26 protein-coding genes are annotated in these 24,982 nt (G+C 42.1%); 21 read left to right on the forward strand and 5 right to left on the reverse strand.

The features are described 5' to 3' along the window. The 3 genes from ACFW35_RS01105 (at position 1) to ACFW35_RS01115 (ending at position 1,901) form a co-directional block, all read left to right on the forward strand. Positions 1-246 (forward strand): type B 50S ribosomal protein L31, encoded by a 246-nt coding sequence (locus ACFW35_RS01105; RefSeq protein WP_066293975.1) that lies wholly within the window; start codon positions 1-3, stop codon positions 244-246. A 227-nt stretch (positions 247-473) separates the two neighbouring features. Further along, positions 474-1,100 (forward strand): thymidine kinase, encoded by a 627-nt coding sequence (locus ACFW35_RS01110; RefSeq protein ID WP_066293973.1) that lies wholly within the window; start codon positions 474-476, stop codon positions 1,098-1,100. Positions 1,101-1,433: 333 nt separating this feature from the next. After that, a complete protein-coding gene (locus ACFW35_RS01115; RefSeq protein WP_379843153.1) occupies positions 1,434-1,901 on the forward strand; it encodes a hypothetical protein in 468 nt (155 codons plus the stop codon). A 43-nt stretch (positions 1,902-1,944) separates the two neighbouring features. Here ACFW35_RS01115 and ACFW35_RS01120 read toward each other — a convergent pair whose 3' ends face one another. Next, complete coding sequence (locus ACFW35_RS01120; protein ID WP_379843155.1) at positions 1,945-3,279, reverse strand: FAD-dependent oxidoreductase; 1,335 nt, start codon at positions 3,277-3,279, stop codon at positions 1,945-1,947. A gap of 152 nt (positions 3,280-3,431) precedes the next feature. Between ACFW35_RS01120 and ACFW35_RS01125 the strand changes: the two genes are divergently transcribed. The 3 genes from ACFW35_RS01125 (at position 3,432) to ACFW35_RS01135 (ending at position 5,817) form a co-directional block, all read left to right on the forward strand. After that, complete coding sequence (locus ACFW35_RS01125) at positions 3,432-3,758, forward strand: hypothetical protein (protein ID WP_379843156.1); 327 nt, start codon at positions 3,432-3,434, stop codon at positions 3,756-3,758. Positions 3,759-3,800: 42 nt separating this feature from the next. Continuing rightward, positions 3,801-4,442, forward strand: coding sequence for an MOSC domain-containing protein (locus ACFW35_RS01130; RefSeq protein ID WP_379843158.1), 642 nt, complete (start codon positions 3,801-3,803; stop codon positions 4,440-4,442). A 247-nt stretch (positions 4,443-4,689) separates the two neighbouring features. Beyond that, positions 4,690-5,817: a S8 family peptidase gene (locus ACFW35_RS01135; RefSeq protein ID WP_379847344.1), complete on the forward strand. Its 1,128-nt coding sequence runs from the start codon at positions 4,690-4,692 to the stop codon at positions 5,815-5,817. A gap of 490 nt (positions 5,818-6,307) precedes the next feature. Here the strand turns inward: ACFW35_RS01135 and ACFW35_RS01140 are convergent, their stop codons facing one another. Then, the gene (locus tag ACFW35_RS01140; protein WP_379843160.1) at positions 6,308-6,595 is read right to left on the reverse strand and encodes a hypothetical protein; all 288 of its coding nucleotides are present in this window, start codon (positions 6,593-6,595) and stop codon (positions 6,308-6,310) included. 128 nt (positions 6,596-6,723) lie between these two features. On the opposite strand from ACFW35_RS01140, the gene ACFW35_RS01145 reads away from it, so the two are divergent. The 6 genes from ACFW35_RS01145 (at position 6,724) to ACFW35_RS01170 (ending at position 12,051) form a co-directional block, all read left to right on the forward strand. Continuing rightward, positions 6,724-7,050: a winged helix-turn-helix transcriptional regulator gene (locus ACFW35_RS01145; protein ID WP_379843161.1), complete on the forward strand. Its 327-nt coding sequence runs from the start codon at positions 6,724-6,726 to the stop codon at positions 7,048-7,050. 110 nt (positions 7,051-7,160) lie between these two features. Beyond that, positions 7,161-8,234: a peptide chain release factor 1 gene (prfA, locus tag ACFW35_RS01150; RefSeq protein WP_379843163.1), complete on the forward strand. Its 1,074-nt coding sequence runs from the start codon at positions 7,161-7,163 to the stop codon at positions 8,232-8,234. A 1-nt stretch (position 8,235) separates the two neighbouring features. Continuing rightward, positions 8,236-9,102, forward strand: a complete 867-nt coding sequence (gene prmC, locus ACFW35_RS01155; protein WP_379843164.1) for a peptide chain release factor N(5)-glutamine methyltransferase — start codon at positions 8,236-8,238, stop codon at positions 9,100-9,102. A gap of 316 nt (positions 9,103-9,418) precedes the next feature. Then, entirely contained in the window at positions 9,419-10,075 is a 657-nt protein-coding gene (gene spoIIR, locus ACFW35_RS01160) for a stage II sporulation protein R (RefSeq protein WP_379843166.1), read from the forward strand. A 357-nt stretch (positions 10,076-10,432) separates the two neighbouring features. Continuing rightward, entirely contained in the window at positions 10,433-10,873 is a 441-nt protein-coding gene (locus tag ACFW35_RS01165) for a GNAT family N-acetyltransferase (RefSeq protein WP_379843168.1), read from the forward strand. 122 nt (positions 10,874-10,995) lie between these two features. After that, positions 10,996-12,051: an L-threonylcarbamoyladenylate synthase gene (locus ACFW35_RS01170; protein WP_379843169.1), complete on the forward strand. Its 1,056-nt coding sequence runs from the start codon at positions 10,996-10,998 to the stop codon at positions 12,049-12,051. A 239-nt stretch (positions 12,052-12,290) separates the two neighbouring features. Here the strand turns inward: ACFW35_RS01170 and ACFW35_RS01175 are convergent, their stop codons facing one another. Further along, positions 12,291-14,513 (reverse strand): PAS domain S-box protein, encoded by a 2,223-nt coding sequence (locus ACFW35_RS01175; protein WP_379843171.1) that lies wholly within the window; start codon positions 14,511-14,513, stop codon positions 12,291-12,293. A 198-nt stretch (positions 14,514-14,711) separates the two neighbouring features. Between ACFW35_RS01175 and ACFW35_RS01180 the strand changes: the two genes are divergently transcribed. From ACFW35_RS01180 to ACFW35_RS01195, 4 genes are all read left to right on the forward strand, one after another. Then, on the forward strand, positions 14,712-15,254 hold the full coding sequence (locus tag ACFW35_RS01180) for a manganese efflux pump MntP family protein (protein ID WP_379847345.1): 543 nt from the start codon (positions 14,712-14,714) through the stop codon (positions 15,252-15,254). A gap of 106 nt (positions 15,255-15,360) precedes the next feature. Continuing rightward, positions 15,361-15,972, forward strand: coding sequence for a low molecular weight protein arginine phosphatase (locus tag ACFW35_RS01185; protein WP_379843173.1), 612 nt, complete (start codon positions 15,361-15,363; stop codon positions 15,970-15,972). 105 nt (positions 15,973-16,077) lie between these two features. Then, a complete protein-coding gene (rpiB, locus tag ACFW35_RS01190) occupies positions 16,078-16,518 on the forward strand; it encodes a ribose 5-phosphate isomerase B (protein WP_379843174.1) in 441 nt (146 codons plus the stop codon). A 34-nt stretch (positions 16,519-16,552) separates the two neighbouring features. Beyond that, on the forward strand, positions 16,553-17,125 hold the full coding sequence (locus ACFW35_RS01195; protein WP_379843176.1) for a TIGR01440 family protein: 573 nt from the start codon (positions 16,553-16,555) through the stop codon (positions 17,123-17,125). 241 nt (positions 17,126-17,366) lie between these two features. On the opposite strand, the gene ACFW35_RS01200 is transcribed toward ACFW35_RS01195, so the two are convergent. Then, positions 17,367-17,834, reverse strand: a complete 468-nt coding sequence (locus tag ACFW35_RS01200) for a GNAT family N-acetyltransferase (protein ID WP_379843177.1) — start codon at positions 17,832-17,834, stop codon at positions 17,367-17,369. 307 nt (positions 17,835-18,141) lie between these two features. On the opposite strand from ACFW35_RS01200, the gene ACFW35_RS01205 reads away from it, so the two are divergent. After that, a complete protein-coding gene (locus ACFW35_RS01205; protein ID WP_379843179.1) occupies positions 18,142-19,662 on the forward strand; it encodes a gluconokinase in 1,521 nt (506 codons plus the stop codon). 326 nt (positions 19,663-19,988) lie between these two features. On the opposite strand, the gene ACFW35_RS01210 is transcribed toward ACFW35_RS01205, so the two are convergent. Next, complete coding sequence (locus tag ACFW35_RS01210; RefSeq protein ID WP_379843181.1) at positions 19,989-20,432, reverse strand: hypothetical protein; 444 nt, start codon at positions 20,430-20,432, stop codon at positions 19,989-19,991. Positions 20,433-20,637: 205 nt separating this feature from the next. On the opposite strand from ACFW35_RS01210, the gene glyA reads away from it, so the two are divergent. From glyA to upp, 4 genes are all read left to right on the forward strand, one after another. Further along, positions 20,638-21,873: a serine hydroxymethyltransferase gene (gene glyA, locus ACFW35_RS01215; RefSeq protein ID WP_379843183.1), complete on the forward strand. Its 1,236-nt coding sequence runs from the start codon at positions 20,638-20,640 to the stop codon at positions 21,871-21,873. 340 nt (positions 21,874-22,213) lie between these two features. After that, on the forward strand, positions 22,214-22,786 hold the full coding sequence (locus ACFW35_RS01220) for a sigma-70 family RNA polymerase sigma factor (protein WP_379843184.1): 573 nt from the start codon (positions 22,214-22,216) through the stop codon (positions 22,784-22,786). Continuing rightward, on the forward strand, positions 22,776-23,822 hold the full coding sequence (locus tag ACFW35_RS01225) for a DUF4030 domain-containing protein (protein ID WP_379843186.1): 1,047 nt from the start codon (positions 22,776-22,778) through the stop codon (positions 23,820-23,822). Before ACFW35_RS01220 ends, ACFW35_RS01225 begins: the two co-directional genes overlap by 11 nt. A 302-nt stretch (positions 23,823-24,124) precedes the next feature. Then, positions 24,125-24,754 carry a uracil phosphoribosyltransferase gene (gene upp, locus ACFW35_RS01230; RefSeq protein ID WP_066293906.1) on the forward strand — a complete coding sequence of 210 codons (630 nt, stop codon included), beginning with the start codon at positions 24,125-24,127 and terminating at the stop codon, positions 24,752-24,754. The last annotated feature ends 228 nt before the right edge of the window (positions 24,755-24,982 follow it).

The raw sequence follows: 24,982 nt of genomic DNA on the forward strand, positions 1-24,982 counted from the left end.
ATGAAACAAGGAATTCATCCGAATTATAAGAAGGTTATCTTTGTTGACGCTCAAAGTGGATTTAGCTTCCTTTCTGGTTCTACGTTGCATTCAAACGAGACTATGAAATGGGAAGACGGTAACGAATATCCAGTAATTAAAGTGGATGTAAGTTCTGACACTCACCCGTTCTACACTGGACGTCAGAAGTTCTCTGATGTTGGTGGACGTGTTGACCGCTTTAAGAAGAAATACAACCTTAAGTAATTTGTTGCAAGTAAAAGGGCAGGAGTCTTTCTTGCCCTTTTTTTCTTTATAGAGAAATGATTTGAAACTCGGTAACTGTCCGTTGATGGGCCGGGTTTTTTATACGCTTTGAAAACTTTATTTTTGGCTTTAAAAGGAGTTAGCTGCTCCTGAAAAGAACGTTTTATTTGTAAGAATGAAATACGTACATACTAAGGGAAAGATTGTTGCGAAAGGGGGAGCAAGCCATGTATGTTATGAAACAAAATGGCTGGATCGAATTAATTTGCGGAAGCATGTTCTCTGGTAAATCAGAAGAATTGATTCGTCGTGTAAGAAGAGCAACGTATGCTAAGCAAAAAGTACAGGTGTTCAAGCCGCTTATTGATAACCGCTACAGCGAGGAATCGGTTGTTTCTCATAACGGAACGGCAGTTTTGGCTGAGCCTGTAGGACGATCTGTTGAAATTTTGAAAAATGTATCACCTGAAACAGAAGTGGTTGCGATCGATGAAGTACAGTTCTTTGATGAAGATATCATTCCAGTGGCCCAAGAGCTTGCTGACCAAGGACTTCGCGTTATTGTTGCTGGTCTTGACCAAGACTTTAAAGGCGAGCCGTTCGGACCTGTTCCAAGAATGATGGCACTTGCTGAGCACGTGACAAAGCTTCAGGCGATCTGCATGTCTTGCGGTTCTCCTGCAAGCCGTACACAGCGTTTGATCAATGGCAAACCAGCTTCTTATGACGATCCGGTTATTTTAGTGGGAGCATCTGAATCGTACGAGCCCCGCTGCCGTCATTGTCATGAAGTACCAGGGAAAAAGAGAAACCTCCTTTCAGGCGTAGAGGGCTTGGAAGGGCGTTCTAACTAAATAGATGATTTTATGCAGTCCGGGAGTAGTTTGTTCCTGGGCTTTTTTTGTTTGATTGTAGAGTAATGTGAGCTTATGTGGAATGATTGCAGGCTATTTCTAAAAAATTCGCGTCGAAATATGTTGTTGAATGTCTATTCGTTAATATATCCTGAATTATTTTCAAATTAATGCTAAAAAGTTTCAAATTATAGCTAACATGTTTCAAACTTTTGAATTCCCCTCACTAACCGCCAGGCTGCTCTTGTATCCGTTTTGCCAGGCAAAACTGCATTTATTTGTTCATAAACAATTCCCGGTCAGGAAATCCTAATGATATGGGAGGTGTTTGTAGTGAAAAAGGCTATTCTTATGCCATTTTTGGTGCTGCTCGTTACGGCTTGTTCTCCTATGCAGTCGTATAAGGAGGAGGGTGCCAAAACGGAGCCGGCAGCTCATGATGAAAATGGGGAAATCCGTGACAACATGTTTGGACACGGAATTATAAATTACCACCTTACCAAAAACGAACCCCGCATCAATTACAGTTATGATACGAACATGAATCCAAGTGATTACAGAAGCATGAATCAATCGCGTTTTGATTTATCTGATGATCAGGATTTGATTCGTCAAACAGTAAAAGATGTTTCGGGAATCAACCCGCAAATGGTGACAATCAACGGGAATTACGCGCATATTCATGTGAACGTACCGGACGATATGTCAAAAAGCGAACGCTCTGCTTTGTATCGAAAAATAACGAATGCAGTTGAACGTGCTGTTCCTCGGTATAACTATTCTCTTAAAATGGATCATTAGCGGGAAATAAAACGGGAAATGGGGTCAGACCCCATTTCCCAATTTATTTCCCAAGTCTTCTCGCTGCTTGCTGAACCGGATCCCACGAACCATTGTATGGTGGAGCATAAGACAAGTCCAAATCTGTCAGCTCTTCAACGTCCATCTCGTGATAAAGTGCTGTCGCAAGAACGTCGATTCGTTTATCAACGCCTTCAGCACCTATGATCTGCCCGCCTAGCAGTTTTTTTGACTCTTTATGATAGGTTATTTTTAATTCAAGTTTTTTAGCATTCGGATAATAGCCAGCATGGCTTTTTGATGTGATTCGAATTTCGTCATAAGGAATCCCCAGTTTTTCAGCTTCTTTATTCGAAAGTCCTGTTTTTCCTAAAGTCAGATCCATAAATTGAATAATAGAAGACCCGACGATTCCTTTAAACGTCTTATCAACGCCTGCCATATTCAGACCAGCGATTCTGCCTTGCTTGTTTGCGGTAGTTCCTAATGGAATATGGTCATCCAGCTTTTTTACCCGGTGATAATGGGTAGCGCAATCCCCTGCAGCATATACGCCTTTCACATTTGTTTCCATCCGCTCATTGACGACAATAACGCCCTGCTTATTCAGAGATATCCCTGTATCTTTTAGAAAATCCGTATTTGGCTTAACTCCGACAGCAGCGATGACGAGATCAGTCGGATAATCTTTTTTCGCTGTTTTTACAAATTGAACATGATCATCACCTTTAAAACCGATTACATCCTCTTCCAGGCAAAGTTCAATTCTATGTTTCTCAGCTTCTTCATGAATAAGCGGGGCAAGATCTTCATCAAAGATGCTGCCGAGCTGGTTACTGCGCTGGATGATGCGCACTTTTTTTCCGAGTCTTACCACGTTTTCAGCCATCTCCAGGCCTATGTATCCGCCGCCAATGATCGTTACATGCTGAACTTTGTTAAGACCATCCATCAGTTCTTCTGCATCAGGAATTGTTTTTAACGGATAGATTCCCTTTAAATGAACACCTGTCCATTCTTTAGGCATGATGGGTCTCACGCCTGTCGCAATCAGAAGTTTGTCATAGGTTACCTCAAAAGGTTCACCACTCTTCGTATGGACACCGGAAACAGTTTTAGAAGCTGTATCTACTGCATTAACTTCATGAAAAGTACGCGCATCCATTCCATACTTTTCACGGAACGTATCGATGCTTCTTGCGATTAATTTTTCAGTTGAAGGGATCAGCCCGCCGACGACATAAGGGAGACCGCACTGTCCGTAAGAATAGATCCCGCCTTTTTCCAGAACGGTAATGTCGGCCTTTTCCGTGTTTCGTACGATTTGCATCGCGGCACTCATCCCGGCTGCGTCTCCTCCAATTATGCAATATTTCATTTGATCAGCTCCTTTCCATGTATCTAACATTATATTATTCCCATCGGCTTTAAAAAAGTAACGTAAAGTATCCAAAAGCCTTGCCAATATAGTAACTGACCAACAAGAAGCCGGTTCCAAAAACGAATTCTATAGTAGAAAGAGGTGGTTGTGTGCTAGAGATTAAATCGAACGGAACGGACTGGAATGCTCCTGTTCAGCCGATACATACATTGCTGAAAAAATTGGATCAGAAACCTTTAGACCCTGTATATGAAGGGATGGGGAATTTTATTATAAAATATAAAACGGAAAAACATACAGATAACCCTCGTTATGTGGGCTGTACGCATTTCTTAGGGCATTTTGCGACGATTCCGTACGTGTTCAACGTGGTTACAGATGAACGAGTGATTATTGAAGAACTTACAAAAGCGATTCGAATAAATCAGGAGCGCTTAGATTACGAGCAGCTGCGCAAAAATATATTTTCCTATTAATTTCCTTTTGTCCTATGCTATGCTTTTTCTGAGGTGAGGGTGATGAACGGAAAAATCGTTTCTTTAAATATCAAGCTTCCTGAACAAGTCATTGCATCAGGCAGATCCTTTTTTACTGGATACTATAAAGTTCCCCAAAAGGATCCCGTTTTCCTACGTAAAACTCATTTTGAGGGCGACGGGGTAGGAGATACCGTTCATCACGGCGGATTCGACCAAGCTGTGTGCGTTTACCCTTATGAGTACTATGAAAAATGGAATACTGAATTGCAGCTTGATAAACCTCTAGTGATTCCTTCATTCGGCGAAAATATTACTCCACTCGGATTTTTAGAAGACGATGTGTGTATTGGAGATGTTATTCAGATGGGGGAAGCGGTTGTGCAGATTACCCAGCCGAGGCAGCCGTGCAACACTTTGGCATCAATACTTTGTCGTCCTGATATGATAAAAAGGATTGTTGATACAGGCCGTACTGGATACTACCTCCGTGTATTAAAAGAAGGGTTTGTCACAGCTGGCGATGAGATGGTTCGAATTGAAAAACACCCTTCTGAAATTACGGTAACCGAAGCCAACCAGATTAAGTATGGTTTTGAAAAAGATCCTGCAAAAATCCAGCGGCTGATCGAAGTGAAAGAGCTAGCTGATAATATGAGGCAGTCTTTATTAAAGAAAACTTAAAACTTTTATTATAACGGTTTTCCCTGAGGTTTGGACTTGGGAAAACTGTTCTTTATTAAGGTCGTTCATTTCATATAAATGAACACTTTTTTCCCAATATTTGAAATCCCCAATCGTGTTACAATTATCCAGTAATAGTCAAACAATTCAGAAATATACATAACGGGCCCGGGACCTGACCACCAAGAGCACATGGTTTGATTGTTATAAAATCATGATTGGGGGAAAAGAAATGAAAAAAACTGTATTGCGCACGTTTAGTGCTATGCTCAGTTTGTTGTTTGTCCTATCCCTATTGGTAGGAAACCTGCATTTCTCTGCATCCGCTGCAACGGTTGATAAAGGACCGAAAAACTTCCTCGTTGGTTTTAAATCAGATATTCAAACGGCTCAAGTAAATGATGTTAAAAAAATGGGTGGACAGGTTAAGTATCAGTTCAAATTTATGGATACGATGCTTGTTTCTATGCCTGAAGCGGCAGCAGAAGCACTTAAGAAAAACCCGAATGTGTCTTATGTTGAAGAAGACCACATGGCATATGCAACAGCTCAAACAACGCCATGGGGCATTACACATATTAAAGCAAATCAAGTCCATGCGACTGGAAACACAGGTTCAGGTGTAAAAGTTGCAATCTTAGATACGGGAATCGATGCTAGTCACGCAGATCTAAACGTTCGCGGAGGTGCGAGCTTCGTGGCAGGTGAGCCAAATGCACTGACAGACGGCAACAGCCATGGTACACATGTTGCAGGTACAGTTGCGGCTCTTAATAATACAACAGGTGTTCTTGGTGTAGCTTATTCAGCTGACCTTTATGCGGTAAAAGTGCTAGACAGTTCTGGAAGCGGAACATACAGCGGCATCATACAAGGTATTGAGTGGGCTGTTTCAAACAATATGGATGTCATCAACATGAGCTTAGGTGGAAGCTCTGGTTCAACAGCGCTTCAGCAAGCTTGTGATAATGCATATAACTCTGGTGTTCTTGTAGTAGCGGCTGCAGGGAACTCAGGAACAAGAGGAAAGCAGAATACAATCGGCTATCCGGCAAAATATGCTTCTGTTATGGCAGTTGGAGCAGTTGATTCTAGCAACAACCGTGCATCATTCTCAAGTGTTGGTTCTGAGCTTGAAGTAATGGCACCAGGTGTAAACATTTTAAGCAGCGTTCCAGGAAACGGCTATGACAGCTACAACGGAACGTCAATGGCTTCTCCGCACGTAGCAGGAGCAGCAGCGCTTATTATGGCTGGAAACCCAGGACTTTCAAACGTGCAAGTTCGTCAAAAGCTAGTGAATACGGCGAAACCGCTTGGCGACTCATTCTATTACGGTAAAGGCGTAATTGATGTTTACGCAGCGACAAGATAATTTTAAAAAATGCAAAAAAGAGGTTCCTTTCCGGGAGCCTCTTTTTTCTGAGATGAGAAATTAAAGAACAGGAGTACCGTGATTTTTATTATTGAAAATTTAAAAACAAAAAAAGGAATAAAAGCTGTCTAAAATTCCTTTTTTCTTTAACCTTTATTGCGGGAATTCATATCAGAATAGTTTAATGAAGTAAATTACACGCTGTTCGATTTCTGAAGTGGGAATTTATAAAGCCATTTTTCATGTGAAGCAGATAAATGGCGTGAAACAGATGACCTTATGCGTGAAACGAGAAAGATTTTGCGTGAAACAGAAGGTTAAACGCGTGAAACTCTTTGATTAGTGCGTGGAAATATCCTATTTTTGCGTGAACGTGTAATGAATAAAAGAACACGTACCGTAAAATAGCTAAACCTTTCCAGAATTATGAGATAAAAAAATGAGGAAGATGGTTTAAAAATCCATCTTCCTTTTTTTGCTGGTAATTCTTCTATCTTACTTCTGAGTATCTAACATTCACGTCCAAGTCATCACAAAATACTTTAAATTGATAGTAATCAAAATAAAGCTGGTCTTCCTCTTTATGATTCCAGCTAAAGATGGTTGATCCAAATACATAATCTTTTTTTCTGAAAGCCCGTATGGCAGGGGTATGCTGAATAGTTTCAATCAATCCTTTTTCCATACCTTTTTCAAGCTGAAGGATGACCCAAGGTAAGTCCTCTGGATGCACTTTCCTTTTTTCTCCGTTCTTTACGATTCGAATCGTTTTAGACATCGGCAGGTCCCCAATATTTTTTATAGTCTTTTCTTATCGTAGTTATTATAATGAGAGTTAGTATCCATACACAAGAAGGTACATTTTTGTAACTAAGGGAACGAAATGAAAGTAAGGGGTGTTTTCGCTTGAAAGAATATTCTCATCCAATTGAAGTGACGATGGATGTGGTATGCGGAAAATGGAAAGGTGTCATTCTATGCCATTTGCAGCAGAACGACGTTTTAAGATTTGGTGAGATCAAAAAATTGCTTCCTAAAGTGTCACAAAAAACACTGACTCTTCAACTAAGAGAATTAGAAGCTGATGGCTTGATCAATCGTCAAGTATACCCGCAAGTACCTCCAAAAGTAGAGTATTCTTTAACGGAATACGGAAAAGATTTAGAAGCCACATTGAACCATATGAGTGAATGGGGAAAAAGCCATGTTGAAAAAGTGGAATTAAACGGGTAGAAAATAGTTACAATGATTATGGCGAGAGTTATTACCTGAAAAAGATTGAGAGTTTAGCTGATAACGACTATAATTATAATGTTATGCATACAAAGCAGAGGTGAAAAACCATGTTAGAACGTTTAGAAACGATCGAACAGCGATACGATAAATTGAATGAATATTTAAGTGATCCGGAAGTTATTAATGATACGAACAAACTGCGCGAGTATTCAAAAGAGCAATCTTCTCTTCAGGAAACTGTAGCGGTTTACCGTGAATATAAAGAGGCAAAAGAACAGCTGGACGAAGCAAAGATGATGCTTGAGGAAAAGCTTGATGCCGAAATGTCAGCAATGGTAAAAGAAGAAATCTCTGGTCTTTCTGGTCAGATTGAGGAGTTCATAGCCAAGCTGAAGATTTTATTACTTCCGAAAGACCCGAACGACGACAAGAACGTTATCGTCGAAGTCCGCGGTGCTGCCGGCGGAGACGAGGCAGCATTGTTTGCTGGCGATCTTTACCGCATGTACAGCCGTTATGCGGAAATGCAAGGATGGAAGTCTGAAGTAATCGAAGCTTCTTACACAGAACTTGGTGGTTATAAGGAAATTATCTTTATGATCAACGGTGCTGGTGCTTATTCGAAGCTTAAGTATGAGAACGGGGCACACCGTGTTCAACGTGTACCAGCAACTGAATCTGGCGGACGTATCCATACATCCACAGCTACAGTAGCGGTTCTTCCTGAAGCAGAAGAAGTAGAAGTGGATATTCATGAAAAAGACGTTCGTGTAGATACGTTTACATCATCTGGTCCTGGAGGTCAGTCTGTAAACACGACACAATCAGCGGTTCGTTTAACACATATTCCTACAGGCACAGTTGTATCGTGTCAGGATGAAAAATCACAGATCAAGAACAAAGAAAAAGCGATGAAGGTTCTTCGTGCGCGTGTTTATGATAAGATTCAGCGAGAAATACAAAAAGAGTATGATGAGACACGTAAGAGTGCGGTTGGATCAGGTGACCGTTCTGAACGTATCCGTACGTACAACTTCCCGCAAAACCGTGTTACCGATCACCGTATCGGCCTGACGATTCAAAAGCTTGACCAGATCCTTCTTGGTAAAATGGATGAGTTTGTAGAAGCGCTCATCACAGAAGATCAAACAAGCAAGATGAAAGCACAGGCGGACGCGTAAAATGAGTACCAAAGTTCATGAAGCCCTCGCCTGGGCTTCTTCTTTTTTAGCAGACCATAATCGGGAAGCCTTTGCCGCAGAGATTCTGATGAGACATGTCTTGGGGGATGTGAGCCGTACGGATATGCTGATGCGTCTTCACGATCCGATAAGCGAAGAGAAGTATGAAGAGCTAAAAGCAGCAGTGGAACGTCATGTTGAAGGTGAGCCGGTTCAATACATTACCGGCAGGGAAGATTTTTACGGCCGCACGTTTTCTGTGAATGAAGAAGTTCTGATACCGCGTCCTGAAACAGAAGAATTAGTGGAGCATATGCTGACACTGATTTCTGAGCATTTTCCTGGTGAAGAGAAAGTCGCTGTTGCAGATATCGGGACAGGGAGTGGTGCAATTTCCGTAACGATGGCGCTTGAGAATAAGGATTTGAAAGTATGCACAGTGGACATTGCGAAAGAATCGATTGAAGTAGCACGTGGAAATGCGAGAAAGCTTGGGGCGGAAGTTGAATTTCTTCATGGAGATTTGCTGAAGCCTTTTATAGAAAAGGGCATCAAGCTGGATGTGGTGGTATCGAATCCGCCATATATCCCTGATCATGAGATTGCGGTTCTCGATGCAATCGTAAAAGATAGAGAACCGATGCGCGCGCTAAGCGGCGGGGAAGATGGCTATGACTTTTACAGAAGGTTCATGGAAGAGCTGCCGCTTGTTTTGAAGGAAAGAGCGTTGGTTGGCTTTGAAGTGGGAGCAGGTCAAGGTGCAGCGGTAGCCAGCATGCTGAAAGATACCTTTAGAGATGCGCAAGTGTACGTGAAGTATGACATTAACGGGAAAGACCGCATGGTGTTTGCTTTGATTGGGAAATAATTTGGGAAAAGGGGACAGACCCGGGTCTGTCCCCTTTTCGTTTTAGTGTGTAGGCTCAAAAATTTTTTTGAAAGCTCATAGAAAATTTCGAAGGACCATAAAAAATTTTAAAGGCTCAAATACGTCAGATGATGCTCCACAGCCAATTCTCCGACGTTTAAGCCTTTTGTGCGGTCTAAGTTAGCGGTTTGTTTAGCAGCCATGTTTTTCTTCCCTTATTTGTCGAAACAGACAGAAAAGATTTTAGTAGTTTGCTAGTATGTTTTTTTCTCACGCTGACCAAACTGTGGTTAGAGACGAAGGGGAGGAAAAAACGATGAAAAAACGCAATCATTTCTTTATTCTTATTCTTATATCTTTAGCGGTGATGTTCTTATTCTTTGAAACACAAACAAAAGTGGCAAACGCGACGATGAATGCCTCTGTTAAGATACCGGAAGAATCAATCAGACTTCGCATCTTAGCAAACAGCAACACGGCTGCCGATCAAAAGCTGAAGCGTGATATCCGTGATGAAGTGAACGCACAGATCACAACGTGGGTAGATGAATTATCAACATTAAGCGAAGCACGCGAAATCATCCGTAAGCAGCTTCCAGCGATCGAAAAGATCGTTCAGAACAAACTGAACGAAGCGGGCATCGAAAAGACATTTTCAGTAGAGCTGAACAAAGTGGCGTTTCCTACTAAAATGTATGGCGACTATATTTATCCGGCAGGTCAATATGAAGCAGTGCTAATTACGCTTGGAGAAGGAGAAGGGAAGAACTGGTGGTGTGTACTTTTCCCGCCATTATGCTTTCTCGACTTTGAAAACGGAGATGCTGTAAAAGAAAACAAAGAAGGCAAGAGTGACAAAGCCGAAACAGTTTCTTCTGAAGAAGCGGATGAAACAGAAGAAATCCAGACGAAATTCTTTGTCGTAGAGTTATTTGATAGCCTCGTAAGTGCAGTAGGGTCGTTATTCTCTTAAATTGTGCATAAGTTCCTCCCTATTTTCATAGATTATAGAAAATGAAGAAGGTATCACTCAAAGGTGTGCCTTCTTTTTTTACTATCGGTAATAGCAGTCTGTTGCTTTTGGAAGTGGTTGATTTCCGCTGCAGGGTGCTCGCTTTCCGCGGGGCGGGCGGTGAGCCTCCCTAGCGCTTTGCGCTGGCGGGGTCTCACCTGTCCACTGATCCCGCAGGAGTCTCGCACCCTTCCGCTACAATCAACTGTCATTGAAGGAAATAAAAAAATATAGCAACAACTTTTAGATGAGCATTTAAACAATAAAATTTTAAAAACCTTTGAAAAAAATCTAATATAAAACAGGGGAGAGTTGAAGATGACGATTATTTTAAGGCAGGCTATGCAGCATGAGGCAAAGGATTTATTGCAGCTTGTTGGAAAAGCTGGACTTCAGTCAGAAGGAATCAAAGACAGTATTGAAAACTATCTTGTCGTGGTGAATGATGAAGGGGAGACGATCGGAACAGTAGGGCTTGAACGGATCGGTAACGATGGGTTGCTGCGTTCTTTCGTACTGAAGCAGAAATATTCTTCAGAATCGCTTCTCCTTAAACTCATCGATAAAATTTTGGTATACTCAAAAGATAAGGGAGTCGAAACACTTTATTTACTCACAAAGGCTGTGCATATGTTTGAAGCGCTGTCTTTTAAAGTCATTCCAAAAGATAAAGTGCCTCCTCATATTGAAAATGCCGATCATGTTAAAAATAATGCAGCATCAGGAGCAGAACTTTTAGCATATGCGTTAATTTCTTAAGTAGTTGTCAACAACTTGTCCACAATTCGCGACAAATTGTGCATAACTCTGTGGATATAAAAGTTTTGTGGATCGACCTTATAAAAGGTGAATTACCTGAGTAGTAGAAAGGGATTTAAACCATGAAATCATTCCAAACGGAACGCTGGGCTGTGGATAACTTTGACGAGAATTTAATAAAACATCCACATGTTATTCAGGCCTCCTTGTGGATAAAACAAAATGAAGTGGTTGCTTTGCCGACTGAAACGGTTTATGGACTGGCAGGAAACGCTCAAAGCGACCATGCGATAGCAAGAATTTTTGAAGCAAAAGGCAGACCGAGTGACAATCCGCTTATTGTACACATATCAGACCGAAAGCAGCTTAAAGGTCTTGTTTCTTCCATTCCAGCAAATACGGAAAAGCTGATGAACGCCTTCTGGCCAGGTCCGCTTACGATCGTAATGCCGAAGGGGAATAATGTAAGCGAAAAAGTAACGGCAGGTTTATCCACAGTTGCGATAAGAATGCCAAACCACGCGATAGCTCTTGCTGTTATTGAAGCTTCAGGTGTACCGCTTGCTGCGCCTAGTGCCAACTTGTCAGGCAAACCAAGTCCGACAACAGCGAACCATGTATACGAGGATCTAAAAGGAAAAATTCCTGGAATTGTGGACGGAGGCTCTACAGGAGTAGGTGTAGAATCGACTGTAGTTGAGTGTATTGATGAGAAAGTGACAATTTTACGACCAGGCGGAGTAACATTTGAGGATCTGGAACATGTTGTTGGAGCAGGGAATGTCATAATAGACCCAGGCATTCAGAACGAAAAAATGGCTCCACGGTCACCTGGCATGAAATATACACACTATGCACCGGATGCTCCGTTTGTTCTTGTGGATGGGAATCCTGAATTTTTACAGCAGCTTGTGGATAAAGAAAGAGCTGCCGGAAAGAAAATCGGAATCCTGACTACAGATGAAAGAGTGGATCTTTATAGAGCAGATTGCGTGATCCCTGCCGGGAGAAGAGAAAATCCCGAAACGGTTGCTCAGCATTTATATGAGGCACTCCGCTCCTTTAATGAAGCGGGTGTCGATCAGATTTTTGGGGAAGTTTTCCCGAAAACAGGAGTGGGAGTGGCCATTATGAACCGGCTTGAAAAATCAGCTGGCGGCAACATCATAAAAGAATAACAAAGATGGTTCTTTTGTTTTTGAATTGTTTTTGTTAATAAACTTCATTGCTAAGTTGATTGGAGCGGAAGATGCGAGACTCCAGCGGGATCAGTGTGACAGGTGAGACCACTCATGGTGCAAAAAGCACCGAGGGGGCTCACCGCACACCCCGTGGAAAGCGAGCATCCTGGAGCGGAAATCAACAGCATCTATTAGCAATAATTTTTGCTAAAACATCCATAAAGAAAAGCCTGTGTCTATTGCGACACAGGCTTGTTTTTATGAATCGGCAGCATGATCGAGAAAGTTGTTCCTTCATCAATTTTGCTATCGATTAAAATTTTTCCGTGGTGGTTTTCCACAATTTTATAACAGATCATAAGGCCGAGACCTGTTCCTTTTTCCTTTGTCGTATAGAAGGGTTCACCAAGTGTCGCTAAACGCTCTTCAGGAATTCCGCAGCCATGATCGATAAAGGACGCGATTACGTAATTTTCTTGCTTTTGCAGGTGAATATGTACAGAGCCGCCTGTCGGCATCGCTTCTATAGCGTTTTTAAGCATGTTCACAAACACTTGCTTGATCTGATTATCCACACACCAGATTTCAGGAAGATCAGGTGCACTTTCAAAGTAGATTTGAACATTTGTTAGTATGGCTTGGGTATCAAGAATCGAAATGACATGCCTAAGCAGATCTCGTAAGTCTGTTTTCGTAAAATTCATGGCTTGCGGCTTGGCGAGCAGCATGAACTCTCCCACGATGCTGTTGATTCGGTCGATTTCCGAAAGCATGATCTCGTAGTAATCTTTGTCTTCTGATGCTTTTGACTGCAGAAGCTGTAAAAATCCTCGAATCGAAGTTAGCGGGTTGCGAATCTCATGTGCCACACCGGCTGCAAGCTGCCCGAGTACGGAGAGCTTGTCTGATTTTCTGAGCATTTCTTCGGTTTGCTTCCGTTCAGTAAGGTCACGTGCTACAACAACGCAAGATTCAGGCTGTCCAAAATCATTGATGATTGGTGTTGCGTTCGCTTCAAGTGTTACCCAGTGGCCGTGTGCATGCTTGCATCTCACCTCGAATTTTACAGGCTTTAGCGTCTGCACCATCTCGTTGATCGCGAATTTCACTTTAGGTCTGTCATCTGTATGAAAGAATCCTTGAATCTTTTTTCCATCATAAATGGACGGATCGAACCCGAGCAGCAGCCTGTTAGAAGGCGAGAAGTATTTTACGTTCCCTTCAAGGTCTACAACTCCTATTAAATCCGTCGTATTCTCAGCGATAATCCGGTACTTTTCTTCGCTTTCTTTTAATGCTTTTTCTTTTAGTTTTTTATCTGTAATATCTCTTGAAATAGCGGATATGGCAACAACATCACCATTTTCTCCGTAAATAGGGCTCAGAGAAAGACTCACATTGATGCGTTTTCCGGACTTCGTCAGTCTGATCGTTTCGACGCCTTTCACGTATCCGCCATGTTTCACGATCGTCATCAGTCTTTCAGATTCTGCCGCTTTGTCTTTTGGAACGACCGGCAGTATATGGGATGAGAGACCGCTGTTGAGCTCTTGCTGCGACCATCCGTAGATCAGCTCGAAAGCTGGATTTACTTTTACGGAATAATTCGTTAAATGCACAACGGAAATGGCATCACTTGAATGATAGATAACAGACTCGAGCAGGTCTTTTGTTTCTCTCAGCTCTTTTTCCGCTTCTCTTTTAGCTGTAACATCCTTCGCAATTCCAAATACACCATGTATTTTGTTCAGCACGATGATAGGAGTAAGAGTGAATGTGATCTGCCGTACATCTCCGTTTTTTTGCCGGATGCGTGTTTCATGCATTTTAGATTTGCCTTTTAGAGCGTCATTAAACTGATCGATCGCAATCGATTTTCGTTCCGGCATCATAAGAGGATCGAACGTCATGTTGAGAAGCTCTGTTTCACTGTAGCCCGTCAAATCCGTACAAGCTTTATTGACGGTAGTGAATTTACCGTCCAAATCCAGAGAGAATAAGGCATCGATGTTATGGTCCATCAATGATCTGAATCGCTGTTCACTTTCTGCAAGCTGTGTCTCTACCTGGACCCTTTCGCTCAGATCAACGCAGAACCCGTAAACCTCAGAAACAGCTCCATCTTTATAAATCGGACCGATCGCTGCTAGAAACGGAATGCCGTTCAGCTTTGATTCGTACGTCAGACTTTCTCCGTTTAACGCTCTCTCGTAAACTTCTCTCTTAAAAACGGTCATCTCTGGCGGAAAGATATCTTCTATTCTTTTTTGCAGAACGTTTTCCTGTTTGAGACCGAACATGTCAAAAAGCTCACCCTGGCTCTCTGTCATGATGATCTCATCATCCTGCTTTATAAATCGAAAGGTCATGCTTTTTTGGCGGGAAATACCGGTTTTGAACGGAGAAAACCGCCAGATGTTTTCTCCTGCTGCCGGAATGGCCTGTGCGTTATGGACCATGCTTGTTCCTCCCTTTTTTCGAACAGGTTTATATCTCTTTTATATACGCTACTCCCCTGCGTTTTCCCTTCCTACACCGCTGTAAAGTGTGCAATTTTTAAACGTTTAAACAGCTTGTTTATTTTTTAGTCTTTTTAAAAGTAGACATGCATAGGCTGAAAGTATGATGGATAAAGGAGTGGGAACTATTTGGCAACGATGGGGGAATGGATGACACTATGGTTTATGTCCATCGCACTCGGTATGGACGCCTTTTCGATCGGGCTGGGGATGGGAATGCTTTCACTTCGAATAAAGCAAATTATGAAAATAGGAATTACGATCGGTCTTTTCCACATGCTGATGCCGCTTGGGGGGATGACGATCGGCAAAGAGATATCTGTTCATTTTGGCGGTATCGCGGGCGTGGTAGGAGGGATCCTTCTCGTTATACTGGGTGTGACGATGATTCGCTCTTCGTTTTCAAAAGACGATGAGCCGTTTGTTCGGCCAGTTGGCTTCGGTCTGCTCGTTTTTGCATTGAGCGCTTCTCTCGACAGTTTTTCTGTTGGTCTTAGTTTAGGAATCTACGGCGCTAAAACGTGGCTGACTATTTTTATGTTCGGGATGATGAGCATGCTTCTTACATGGTGCGGGCTGATGATGGGGAAGAAAGTGCAGAAATGGCTCGGTTCCTATAGCGAGGCTTTAGGCGGCTGCATCCTGCTCGCGTTTGGCGTCAAGATTCTTTTACCTTTTTAAATCGCAGAACGAGAGGATTTATTTCCACTTGAAACCGGTGATATACTAATAAAAAATGTTACTCTCTATAAAAATGGGGAAAGCTAGAATATGAGGTGAACACTCCATGAACGTGTTATTTATTTGTACAGGAAACACTTGCCGAAGTCCGATGGCTGAAGCGATTTTACGGGAAAAAGGAAAGGGAAGATTTCACGTAAAGTCTGCAGGAGTTTTTGCTGGAAACGGCGCCGTTATGAGTTCGAATGCAACACAGGCTCTTTCTGAAAGGAAGATCAAAGAGAATCATCAGTCACAGGGTGTTTCCGATTACTTGATCGAGTGGGCAGATCTCATTTTAACGATGACTGAAAATCATAAGCATGCCCTCGTTGGAAGATGGCCGGATGCTGTCAACAAAACATATACATTAAAAGAATACGTGATGGACGACGAAGATCTGAAGAAAATTGAAGAGATTTACGAGTTGTATACAGAAATTGAAATGTTAAAGCTGCAATATATGTCCAAAGATCATAATAGTGAAGATGTGAAAAAAGAGTTTGAAAAAGAAGTGAGGCCGCTCGTTGAAAAGCGGATGAAGCTTGAAAGCGAGGTTCCATCTCTCGATATTTCAGACCCGTTCGGCGGTCCTTTGCATCTTTATCAGGAAACAAGGGACGAAATTGAAGCGCTTATTGAAAAATTAGTGAAAAAAGACGATAAGACTAAAGAGTGAATCATATTCGAATGAGGCTGTCCTAAATAGGCGTGAAGCGGCATTGAATAGGAAACTAGTTAAGAATATAATGGAAAAAAGTATGAGAGAGCAGGTGCAGGCAACATGAAAGTAGCAATCGGTTCAGATCACGCCGGAGTTGAATTACGTAAAGAAATTATAGCCATGATAGAAGAGCTGGGAATGGAAGTAGAAGATGTTGGCTGTGAATGCACGACATCTGTAGATTACCCGGACTATGCTATTCCTGTAGCAGAAAAAGTAGCAAACGGCGAAGCAGATCGAGGAATCTTAATTTGCGGAACGGGAATCGGTATGAGTATCGCAGCAAACAAGGTTAAAGGAATCCGCTGCGCACTTGTTCATGATCTGTTCAGTGCAAAGGCAACGAGACAGCATAATGACAGCAATGTACTTGCCATGGGTGAACGTGTAATCGGTCCAGGTGTCGCTTTGGAAATTGCAAAAGTATGGCTGACGACAGAATATGAAGGCGGACGCCACGGACGCCGTGTGGGTAAAATCTCTCAATACGAAAGCCAATAGCAATAAACCCATAATATGAAGGGAAGACCATCAAATGAGCGACGAGCTCCAACAAATCGAAGACCAAGTCCTGAATGTTTTGCAAGATCTGCAAAAGCATGCACAATTAAAATCTTCTCAATTATTAGTAGTAGGCGCAAGTACGAGCGAAGTAATTGGTGAACGAATTGGCACATCAGGCACGATGGATACAGCGGGTGCACTATACCGCGGTATCATAACGTTTCAAGAGGAAACAGGAGTTGCACTTGCAGTCCAGTGCTGTGAACACTTGAATCGCGCCCTCGTCATGGAGCGGGAAGAAGCAGAAAAAAGAGGCTATGAAGAAGTTCGGGTTGTTCCGGCTCGATCGGCCGGCGGTGCATTGGCGACACATGCCTTTCACCATATGAACGAACCCGTGATCGTTGAATATATAAAAGCTGACGCAGGCATTGACATCGGTGACACCTTTATCGGTATGCACCTGAAGCATGTCGCAGTGCCGGTCCGAAGCGAAGTGAAGAAGGTCGGCGCAGCGCATATAACGCTGGCGAAGACGCGCCCGAAGCTGATCGGCGGCGAACGCGCAGTCTATCCGAGCAAAGAAGACATACGGTGTTTTTAAGTAGGAAAAGCCCTCTTGGTGAGGGCTTTTTTTGTTTTGAGAGGATGATTGTGGTCGGGTGTAGCGAAAATAGGTCTAAAAATAGTAGACTCGCGGATATATAGCAAAAACTCGCGGGAATAACGGTAAATCTCGCGGGATTATCTGTTAAACTCGCGGGAATAACCGCAAAACTCGCGGGAATATTCCAAGATTAAGGTTTTTGAATTCCAAAAAAGAAGCTTGGCGCCGGTCAAGCATCCTAATTATGTTCAATCTCGTAATGAATCCACTCAGAATTGATGTTTTTTCCACCCATTTTCTTGTAAAGTGCTTGTGCAGAAGTATTATCGACTGCTGTTTGCCAAGTCATGTACGCATAGCCTTCATTTTTCGTATATTCCAGGATATGCTGAAACAATTTTTCGCCTAGTCCCGATCCGCGAAACTCTGAATCTACAAAAAGGTCGTTCAAAATGGCGATTTTCTGCACACGAGTGGTGCTGAACGAGAAATAGAGTGTAGCGAAACCGGCAAGCTCCCCGTCATCGGCAACCGCCACAAACTGTGTTCCTGCTTCCTCAGAGTTCAGCAAGTGCAAAATATGATTCTCCAATTGAGTATCCTCAGGCTTTTTACCCTTATAAAAATCAACAATATAAGCGAGCATCAAATTTTTCAGCTGCTCGATATCTTCTTTTACGACAGGTCGTATTTGAAAAGCGGCCATCTTTTATTTCCCCTTTTTACATTTTTTTATAGAGATAGCATTTCGCATTCTTTGAATAGAATCCTGCACTCTGTCTTTATTTTTTATCATAAAGTTTATAAATAACAGATCAACATTCGTATGCTGTGCGATCCTGGTTGACAAAGTATACGCTTCGTTCTTGGACAATAATGGAGACTATTATTGCATTAACTGGATTTACGGTCGTATTTGTATTAGGATTCTTTATACTATAGATAGTGGTTTGATGAGGGAGGGCATACTAATGCTGCTCCCTTTGGTGAACGGTTTGAAAGGAGAATATATTTTGAAAAGTTATGCAATCGGCATTGATATAGGAACGACGAGCACGAAGGTCGTCCTTTTTGATGAAAAAGGAGCGGCAGTTGCTCATCATGCAAAAAGTTATCCTTTGCTTGCAGAGGTTCCCGGGGCTGCGGAACAAAATCCTGATGAGATTTATGAAGCAGTCGTCTATTCACTAGGAGAAACGGTGAGGAAGAGCGGGGATCTCGCAGAAAGAATTGGCTTTATCTCATTAAGTACAGCGATGCATTCTCTCATTGCGGTGGATTCGGATGGGAAACCGCTGACGAACAGCATCACATGGGCAGACACGCGCAGTGAGTCATATGCTTTTGCGGTGAAATCAAGTCCAAACGGATTAGACCTCTATAAAAGAACAGGCGTGCCGCTGCATCCGATGACACCTCTGTTTAAATTGCAGTGGCTAAAGAATGAACATCCGGAGATTTTTCAAAAAGCATCAAAGTTCGTTGGAATAAAAGATTACATACTGTACCGCTGGTTTGGTGAATGGGCAACCGATTATGCGTCGGCTGCAGCAATGGGACTTTGGAACATGAACACACTCGAGTGGGATGAAGAGGCTTTACATATGGCGGATGTTACTCCTGAACAGCTGCCCGCGATCCAGCCTACAACATTTTATTGGGACAGCCTTTCTGAAACATTGGCAAAAATCAGCGGACTCGATTCTTCCGTAAAAGTTGTGATTGGTGCGACTGACGGTCCTTTATCTAATCTTGGAGTGGGTGCGATTTCACCTGGTGATGTTGCCGTAACGATTGGTACAAGCGGAGCGATCAGGACGATTTCAAAGACTCCAATTTTAGATGCAGAGGGAAGAACGTTTTGCTATCCGCTGACCGAAAAGCATTGGGTATCAGGCGGTCCAGTAAATAACGGAGGAATTGCTTTTCAATGGGTTCACGACCTTTTTACAGAAGATGAAACAGAAGGGTCGTACGAAGAGCTTTCCCGACTGGCTGAGGCGGCACCCCCAGGCAGTGATGGGTTGATTTTTTTGCCTCATTTAACGGGTGAACGAGCACCATTATGGGATGCGCAGGCGAAGGGTTCTTTTATCGGCTTGACGCTTCGCCATAAAAAAGATCACATGGTTCGTGCGGTATTAGAAGGCACAATCTTCAATCTGTATCAGGTTTATAGCCTCGTTAAAACTCAAGCGCAGGAAAAAGCAGACGTTAAGATCTTTGCGACTGGCGGGTTTACGAACTCACCGGCGTGGAAACATATTTTAGCAGACGTGTTTCAGAAAGAAGTCAGCATTCCTGAGCACACAGAAAGTTCTTGTCTTGGAGCGGTACAGCTTGGAAGATTTGCAATCGGTGAAACAGAAGTTTTACAGGAAGTGTCTGAGGAAACGAAGCAATATGGAACAGTAATGCCGAACGCAGAACATAAAGTGTTATATGAAGAGTTGTTTGAAATCTATCAAAGTTTATCCAAAGCGATGGAATCTCAATATAAGGCGATTCATGAGTTTCAAAATAGACGTAAATAATAGGGGATCACTCACAAGGAGCTGTTTTCGCAATCAATGTAGTACTTGGAAGTGGTTGATTTCCGTTTCAGATACTCGCTTTCCACGGGGCGTGCGGTGAGCCCTGGTGAATGAAAGATCTATGAAGTGCTGCTCCTGCGTCTACAAGAATATCCTGCCGGAGCTAGCTCCCTCGTCGCATGCCTTGCGAGAAGAATACTCAGGTAGCTGGCACGCTGATCCCGTAGGAGTCTCGCATCCTACACTCCTATCAACTTGTCAATGAAGAGTAAAAAAACAGGGCTGCCAAAAGTGAGTTTACCTTACTTTTGGGACAGCCCCTTTCTCTATTCAATATAAGTAGCGTTGATCAACGAAAGACCTGATTTTGCATCTTTTCCAGTCTTCACGTTTCCGTAGACGATGATGTCAGAACCAGGTGCAACTTTACTCATCGTAAAGTTCATAACCTTAAAGTCAGTTTCTCCCACTTTAAGCTCGAAGCTTCCGCCTGTTGAAACTGGAGTCTCGGAATTAACGGTTCCAACCGCTTTAATGATTTTTTCCTCGTAAGCTTTTGGATCTGCTTCTAATGCTTTTGGATCTAATTCAACTGCATTTTCTTGCATGTTTTTAATAATTTTAGCCTGATTGGCTGTTTCATCAGAAGCTGTTTTTTCTTCCGTTTGTTCCTTCTTCGGCTTTTCCTCTGGTTTTGCTTTTTCCTCGCTGCAGCCAGCAAGTGCAAGCATAAGGACTAGAAGACTTGCTCCAAACCACTTTTTCTTCATGATGTATGACACCCCTTTTAAATCTACTGTTTCTCTCTCTATTATGTATCATCATACCATGTTCATCCCTATCAAATAAAATGAATTTTCACGCCTTTGTGAAAGATTGTGCATTTCCTCTTACAACTGAAGACATAAATGTGTAAGATAGAAGGGTATGTTACAATCATAAAAATTTTTCACATAAGGTAAGGGGGAAGCGAAAATGAACCATTTGAAAACAGCTGATCAAGAAGTCTACCAATCCATCATGGATGAATTGCACCGCCAGCGTACAAAAATAGAATTGATTGCTTCTGAAAACTTTGTTAGCCAAGCCGTAATGGAAGCTCAAGGCTCCGTTTTAACGAATAAATACGCAGAAGGTTACCCGTCAAGACGCTATTATGGCGGATGTGAGCATGTGGATGTTGTTGAGAACCTGGCAAGAGACCGCGCGAAGAAAATCTTCGGTGCAGAACATGCCAACGTTCAGCCGCATTCTGGTGCACAAGCAAACATGGCGGTTTACTTCACGATCTTAGAGCAAGGTGACACAGTTCTTGGTATGAACCTTTCTCATGGTGGTCACTTAACTCACGGAAGTGCTGTTAACTTTTCCGGAATTCAATACAACTTTGTCGAGTACGGAGTTGATAAAGAGAAGAATGTCATCGATTATGAAGATGTTCGTCAAAAAGCGCTTGAACACCGTCCGAAGCTGATCGTAGCTGGAGCGAGCGCGTATCCACGTGCGATCGATTTCGCGAAGTTCCGTGAAATCGCGGATGAAGTGGAAGCTTACCTTATGGTGGACATGGCCCACATCGCTGGTCTTGTAGCAGCTGGCCTTCACCAGAATCCAGTTCCTTATGCTGACTTTGTAACGACGACAACACACAAAACGCTTCGCGGACCGCGCGGCGGAATGATTTTATGTAAAGAAGAATTCGCGAAAAAAATTGATAAATCCATCTTCCCGGGCATCCAGGGTGGTCCTTTAATGCACGTGATCGCTGCAAAAGCGGTATCGTTCGGAGAAGTTTTAACGGATGATTTCAAGGTGTATGCTGAGCAGATCGTGAAAAACGCGAAGCGCCTTGCTGAATCTCTTAAAAAAGAAGGACTTACACTTGTTTCAGATGGTACAGACAATCACTTAATCCTGATCAACGTAAGCGAGCTTGCGTTAACAGGAAAAGTTGCTGAAAAAGCGCTTGATGATATCGGAATTACAGTGAATAAAAACACGATTCCATTTGATCAAGAAAGCCCGTTTGTAACGAGCGGAATCCGAATCGGAACAGCAGCCGTTACTTCCCGCGGTTTTGTTGAAGAAGATATGGATGAAATCGCATCGATCATGGCATCAGTTCTAAAGAACATTGAGGATGCAGCCGTATTGAAAGATGCAGAAGCACGCGTTGAGAAGCTGGCAGGTAAATATAAGCTTTACGAATAAAAAACAGATTTGATATGAACCCTTTTGCCAAATGGCGGAAGGGTTTTTTGCTTTTATAATGAAACTCATATAATGGGGAAATTTTGAATACACATGTTAGGTGAATGATGACGCCGGTGTATGTATTGTTGGGTATTTCCGTCGTTTCGGTCGTGTAGTTGAGTAAATTTTTCAGGTGGAGCGGAAAGGTAGAATAATGCTCATTACACCTTGCTGTAAAAAAGTGTATGTTAGGAGTGTCGGTTTTTTTTCGACACTTCTTTTTTTATAAAAAAATTTATATTTTACGGAACCGTCTTTAAAAAATGTCGTCTGTATCTGTAGAAAAGGAGGTACGACTTTGATCAATCACATAAAGTCTGAAGCTGGTCAGCATACCGGCTATGATCTCATACAAAGAAAAGAATGCGACCTTGACAGTCTTATGAAAGAGTACGGACAAAGTGTTTTGTGGTTAGCTTATTCTTATGTAAAAGATAAAAGCCTAGCAGAGGAGATTACACAGGATGTATTTATCAGCTGTTACGAAAAGATGGATACTTTTCGTGAAGAATCTTCAATAAAAACATGGGTATACCGAATTGCGAGCAACCGATGTAAAGATGTTATGAAATCACGAGCATACAAGTATAAGAAACTCACACAATCTTTATTTGATCACTATTTTTCTACTGAGCAGACACCAGAAGATTCCTTTATTAAGAAATCAGACGAAAATGAGCTTTCACTAAAGGTCCTGGCTTTGCCTCTTAAATACAGAGAAGTGATATACCTTTATTATTTTGAAAACTTAAAACTGGATGAGATCAGCATCCTTCTATCAATAAAAACAAACACAGTAAAAACGAGGCTGCACAGAGGCAGAGAACTTTTAAAGAAAATGTATGAAAGAGGTGGGAGTCATGGAAGATAAGCTGAAAAAATTAAGAGAATGCATGACGAGTACGGTCTTATCGGATATTACATTCGATCAAAACCTGGAACGGAAAATACATGACCGGATTGAAAAACGAAGCTTTACCAGCAAGAAGAACCATTTGGGGAAGAGACTCATGTACCTTACTGCTGCTGCTGTACTTCTTTTTGCATTATTTATCGGCTCAGCATTCGTTTCTCCCGCAATGGCAAAAATGGCCGCAAAGATTCCGTACTTAGGACAGTACTTTGAATCAGAAAATATCGGTTATGTCATCCATGAAAAACTGAAGGAAGAAGGATATCAAATAAGCGGAGTAGGTGCCTCTTATCAAGGGAAAAAAGAAATATTTATTAATATACAAGGCGATGATCTATATTTCGAAAAAGTGAAAAACGAAGTCGAAACGGTGGCTGAAGAGATTTTGAAATCCCGAGGCTATGATGCATATTCCGTTAAGGTAGGTAAATATCAGGAACGTATCTTAAGTGAAGAAGACAAAAAGTTTATGCAAGAGCAGGAAAAACAAGCAGAACAAGATGAGAAAATATTAACGGCTATCAATGAGAAGCGTGAAGAGTATCAATTAGAAGGTTTAGGGATCGACTCCAATAAAAAAATAATCGAGATGGAAGTTCCAGATACGGTTGAAAGAACAGATGAAATGAAACAACAAGTTCAGCAGATTATTAGCGCTCATACGAATGAGTCTTACACGATTAAGATTAAGAAAATAAATATGAAGAAAAGAGATCAGGATTGGAGATGGGGACAGATCCTTACAATCGTTGGCGAGGATTTAATGGGCAAGAAAGTGTATAAGGTAACCGGTCTGGCATACTCTGTCTACCCATCCCCTGAGATCATTTTTAAAACTTCTTTAAAAAGCACAGATCCTGATTCAAAAGAGCATGCGGAACAGCTTGAGAAAGTGATTGAAGACTATCTGAAAACAGACGAAATGAAAGAAAAGGTAAAAGGCGATTCTTATACAATCACAATCCGCAGTAAAGATAAGAAGAAATTAAATTAAGATGAAAGAAGAGATCGCGATGCTGCGGTCTCTTCTTTATATCTAAATAAATAGGAGAGGGTGTCCTGCTGAAGCGGACATGATCTGTTATTTTATGTTGAATAAGATTCTTCTTTTTCATGGTTTCATCCCACAAAAAGGGGAATAGTAACAAGTGAGCTGAACAAGAAATATTTGGAGTCCATATTGCGGTAATATTACCGCTGATTTTCCTTGAAGTACACCATGTTTTTCTGTACAATGCTAGAGATGCTTTTTTAGAAACGCCAATAAAAGTTACATAAAGGAGAGGTGCTTTAAACATGAGCAATGTATATGTCCTTGATCATCCGTTAATTCAGCATAAATTGACATACATTCGAGATGAAAGAACGGGTACAAAAGAATTTCGCGAGCTTGTAGATGAAGTGGCAGGGCTGATGGCTTTTGAAATCACGCGTGACCTTCCATTGCAGGAAGTAACGGTAAAAACCCCAGTTGCTGAAGCGACAATGAAAACAATCGCCGGAAAAAAATTAGGGCTAGTACCTATCCTTCGTGCCGGTCTTGGTATGGTAGACGGCATCCTTAAACTTATTCCAGCGGCAAAGGTAGGACATGTTGGTCTTTACCGCGATCCTGAAACGCTGACACCGATTGAATATTACGTGAAGCTTCCTTCTGATGTAGAAGAACGCGACTTTATCGTGATCGATCCAATGCTTGCAACAGGCGGATCTGCTTCTGCAGCAATCACTTCTATTAAAAACCGCGGTGCGAAAAACATTAAGCTTATGTGCTTAGTTGCTGCTCCAGAAGGTGTAAAAGTGATTCAGGACGAGCACCCTGACGTTGATATCTTCTTGGCTGCATTAGACGAGAAGTTAAACGACCACGGATACATCGTTCCAGGTCTTGGTGACGCTGGTGACCGTCTGTTCGGAACAAAATAAGACGGAAAAATGATGAAATTGACTCGATTGAGGGTGAAAACACCTCTGTTGGGTCAGTTTTTTTATGGAAAATAGGTTCTGTGCGTGAAATTAGCACGATCCTGCGTGAACTGAAAGGTATTCTGCGTGGAAGTTATAAGTTTCTGCGTGAAACAAAGTAATGTTTGCGTGGAAATGAGGTATTATTGAGCGAACGTGTAATAAATAAAAGAACACGTACCGTAAAAT

Source organism: Fictibacillus sp. NPDC058756, from assembly GCF_042746035.1.
Classification (GTDB): domain Bacteria; phylum Bacillota; class Bacilli; order Bacillales; family Fictibacillaceae; genus Fictibacillus.

Bases quoted from the DNA above. Each gene is read 5' to 3' on its own strand.
- ACFW35_RS01105 (WP_066293975.1), top strand. From the start codon at position 1: ATGAAACAAGGAATTCATCCGAATTATAAGAAGGTTATCTTTGTTGAC.
- ACFW35_RS01110 (WP_066293973.1), top strand. From the start codon at position 474: ATGTATGTTATGAAACAAAATGGCTGGATCGAATTAATTTGCGGAAGC.
- ACFW35_RS01120 (WP_379843155.1), bottom strand. From the start codon at position 3,279: ATGAAATATTGCATAATTGGAGGAGACGCAGCCGGGATGAGTGCCGCG.
- ACFW35_RS01130 (WP_379843158.1), top strand. From the start codon at position 3,801: ATGAACGGAAAAATCGTTTCTTTAAATATCAAGCTTCCTGAACAAGTC.
- ACFW35_RS01140 (WP_379843160.1), bottom strand. From the start codon at position 6,595: ATGTCTAAAACGATTCGAATCGTAAAGAACGGAGAAAAAAGGAAAGTG.
- prfA (WP_379843163.1), top strand. From the start codon at position 7,161: ATGTTAGAACGTTTAGAAACGATCGAACAGCGATACGATAAATTGAAT.
- prmC (WP_379843164.1), top strand. From the start codon at position 8,236: ATGAGTACCAAAGTTCATGAAGCCCTCGCCTGGGCTTCTTCTTTTTTA.
- spoIIR (WP_379843166.1), top strand. From the start codon at position 9,419: ATGAAAAAACGCAATCATTTCTTTATTCTTATTCTTATATCTTTAGCG.
- ACFW35_RS01165 (WP_379843168.1), top strand. From the start codon at position 10,433: ATGACGATTATTTTAAGGCAGGCTATGCAGCATGAGGCAAAGGATTTA.
- ACFW35_RS01170 (WP_379843169.1), top strand. From the start codon at position 10,996: ATGAAATCATTCCAAACGGAACGCTGGGCTGTGGATAACTTTGACGAG.
- ACFW35_RS01175 (WP_379843171.1), bottom strand. From the start codon at position 14,513: ATGGTCCATAACGCACAGGCCATTCCGGCAGCAGGAGAAAACATCTGG.
- ACFW35_RS01180 (WP_379847345.1), top strand. From the start codon at position 14,712: ATGGGGGAATGGATGACACTATGGTTTATGTCCATCGCACTCGGTATG.
- ACFW35_RS01185 (WP_379843173.1), top strand. From the start codon at position 15,361: ATGAACGTGTTATTTATTTGTACAGGAAACACTTGCCGAAGTCCGATG.
- rpiB (WP_379843174.1), top strand. From the start codon at position 16,078: ATGAAAGTAGCAATCGGTTCAGATCACGCCGGAGTTGAATTACGTAAA.
- ACFW35_RS01195 (WP_379843176.1), top strand. From the start codon at position 16,553: ATGAGCGACGAGCTCCAACAAATCGAAGACCAAGTCCTGAATGTTTTG.
- ACFW35_RS01200 (WP_379843177.1), bottom strand. From the start codon at position 17,834: ATGGCCGCTTTTCAAATACGACCTGTCGTAAAAGAAGATATCGAGCAG.
- ACFW35_RS01210 (WP_379843181.1), bottom strand. From the start codon at position 20,432: ATGAAGAAAAAGTGGTTTGGAGCAAGTCTTCTAGTCCTTATGCTTGCA.
- glyA (WP_379843183.1), top strand. From the start codon at position 20,638: ATGAACCATTTGAAAACAGCTGATCAAGAAGTCTACCAATCCATCATG.
- ACFW35_RS01225 (WP_379843186.1), top strand. From the start codon at position 22,776: ATGGAAGATAAGCTGAAAAAATTAAGAGAATGCATGACGAGTACGGTC.
- upp (WP_066293906.1), top strand. From the start codon at position 24,125: ATGAGCAATGTATATGTCCTTGATCATCCGTTAATTCAGCATAAATTG.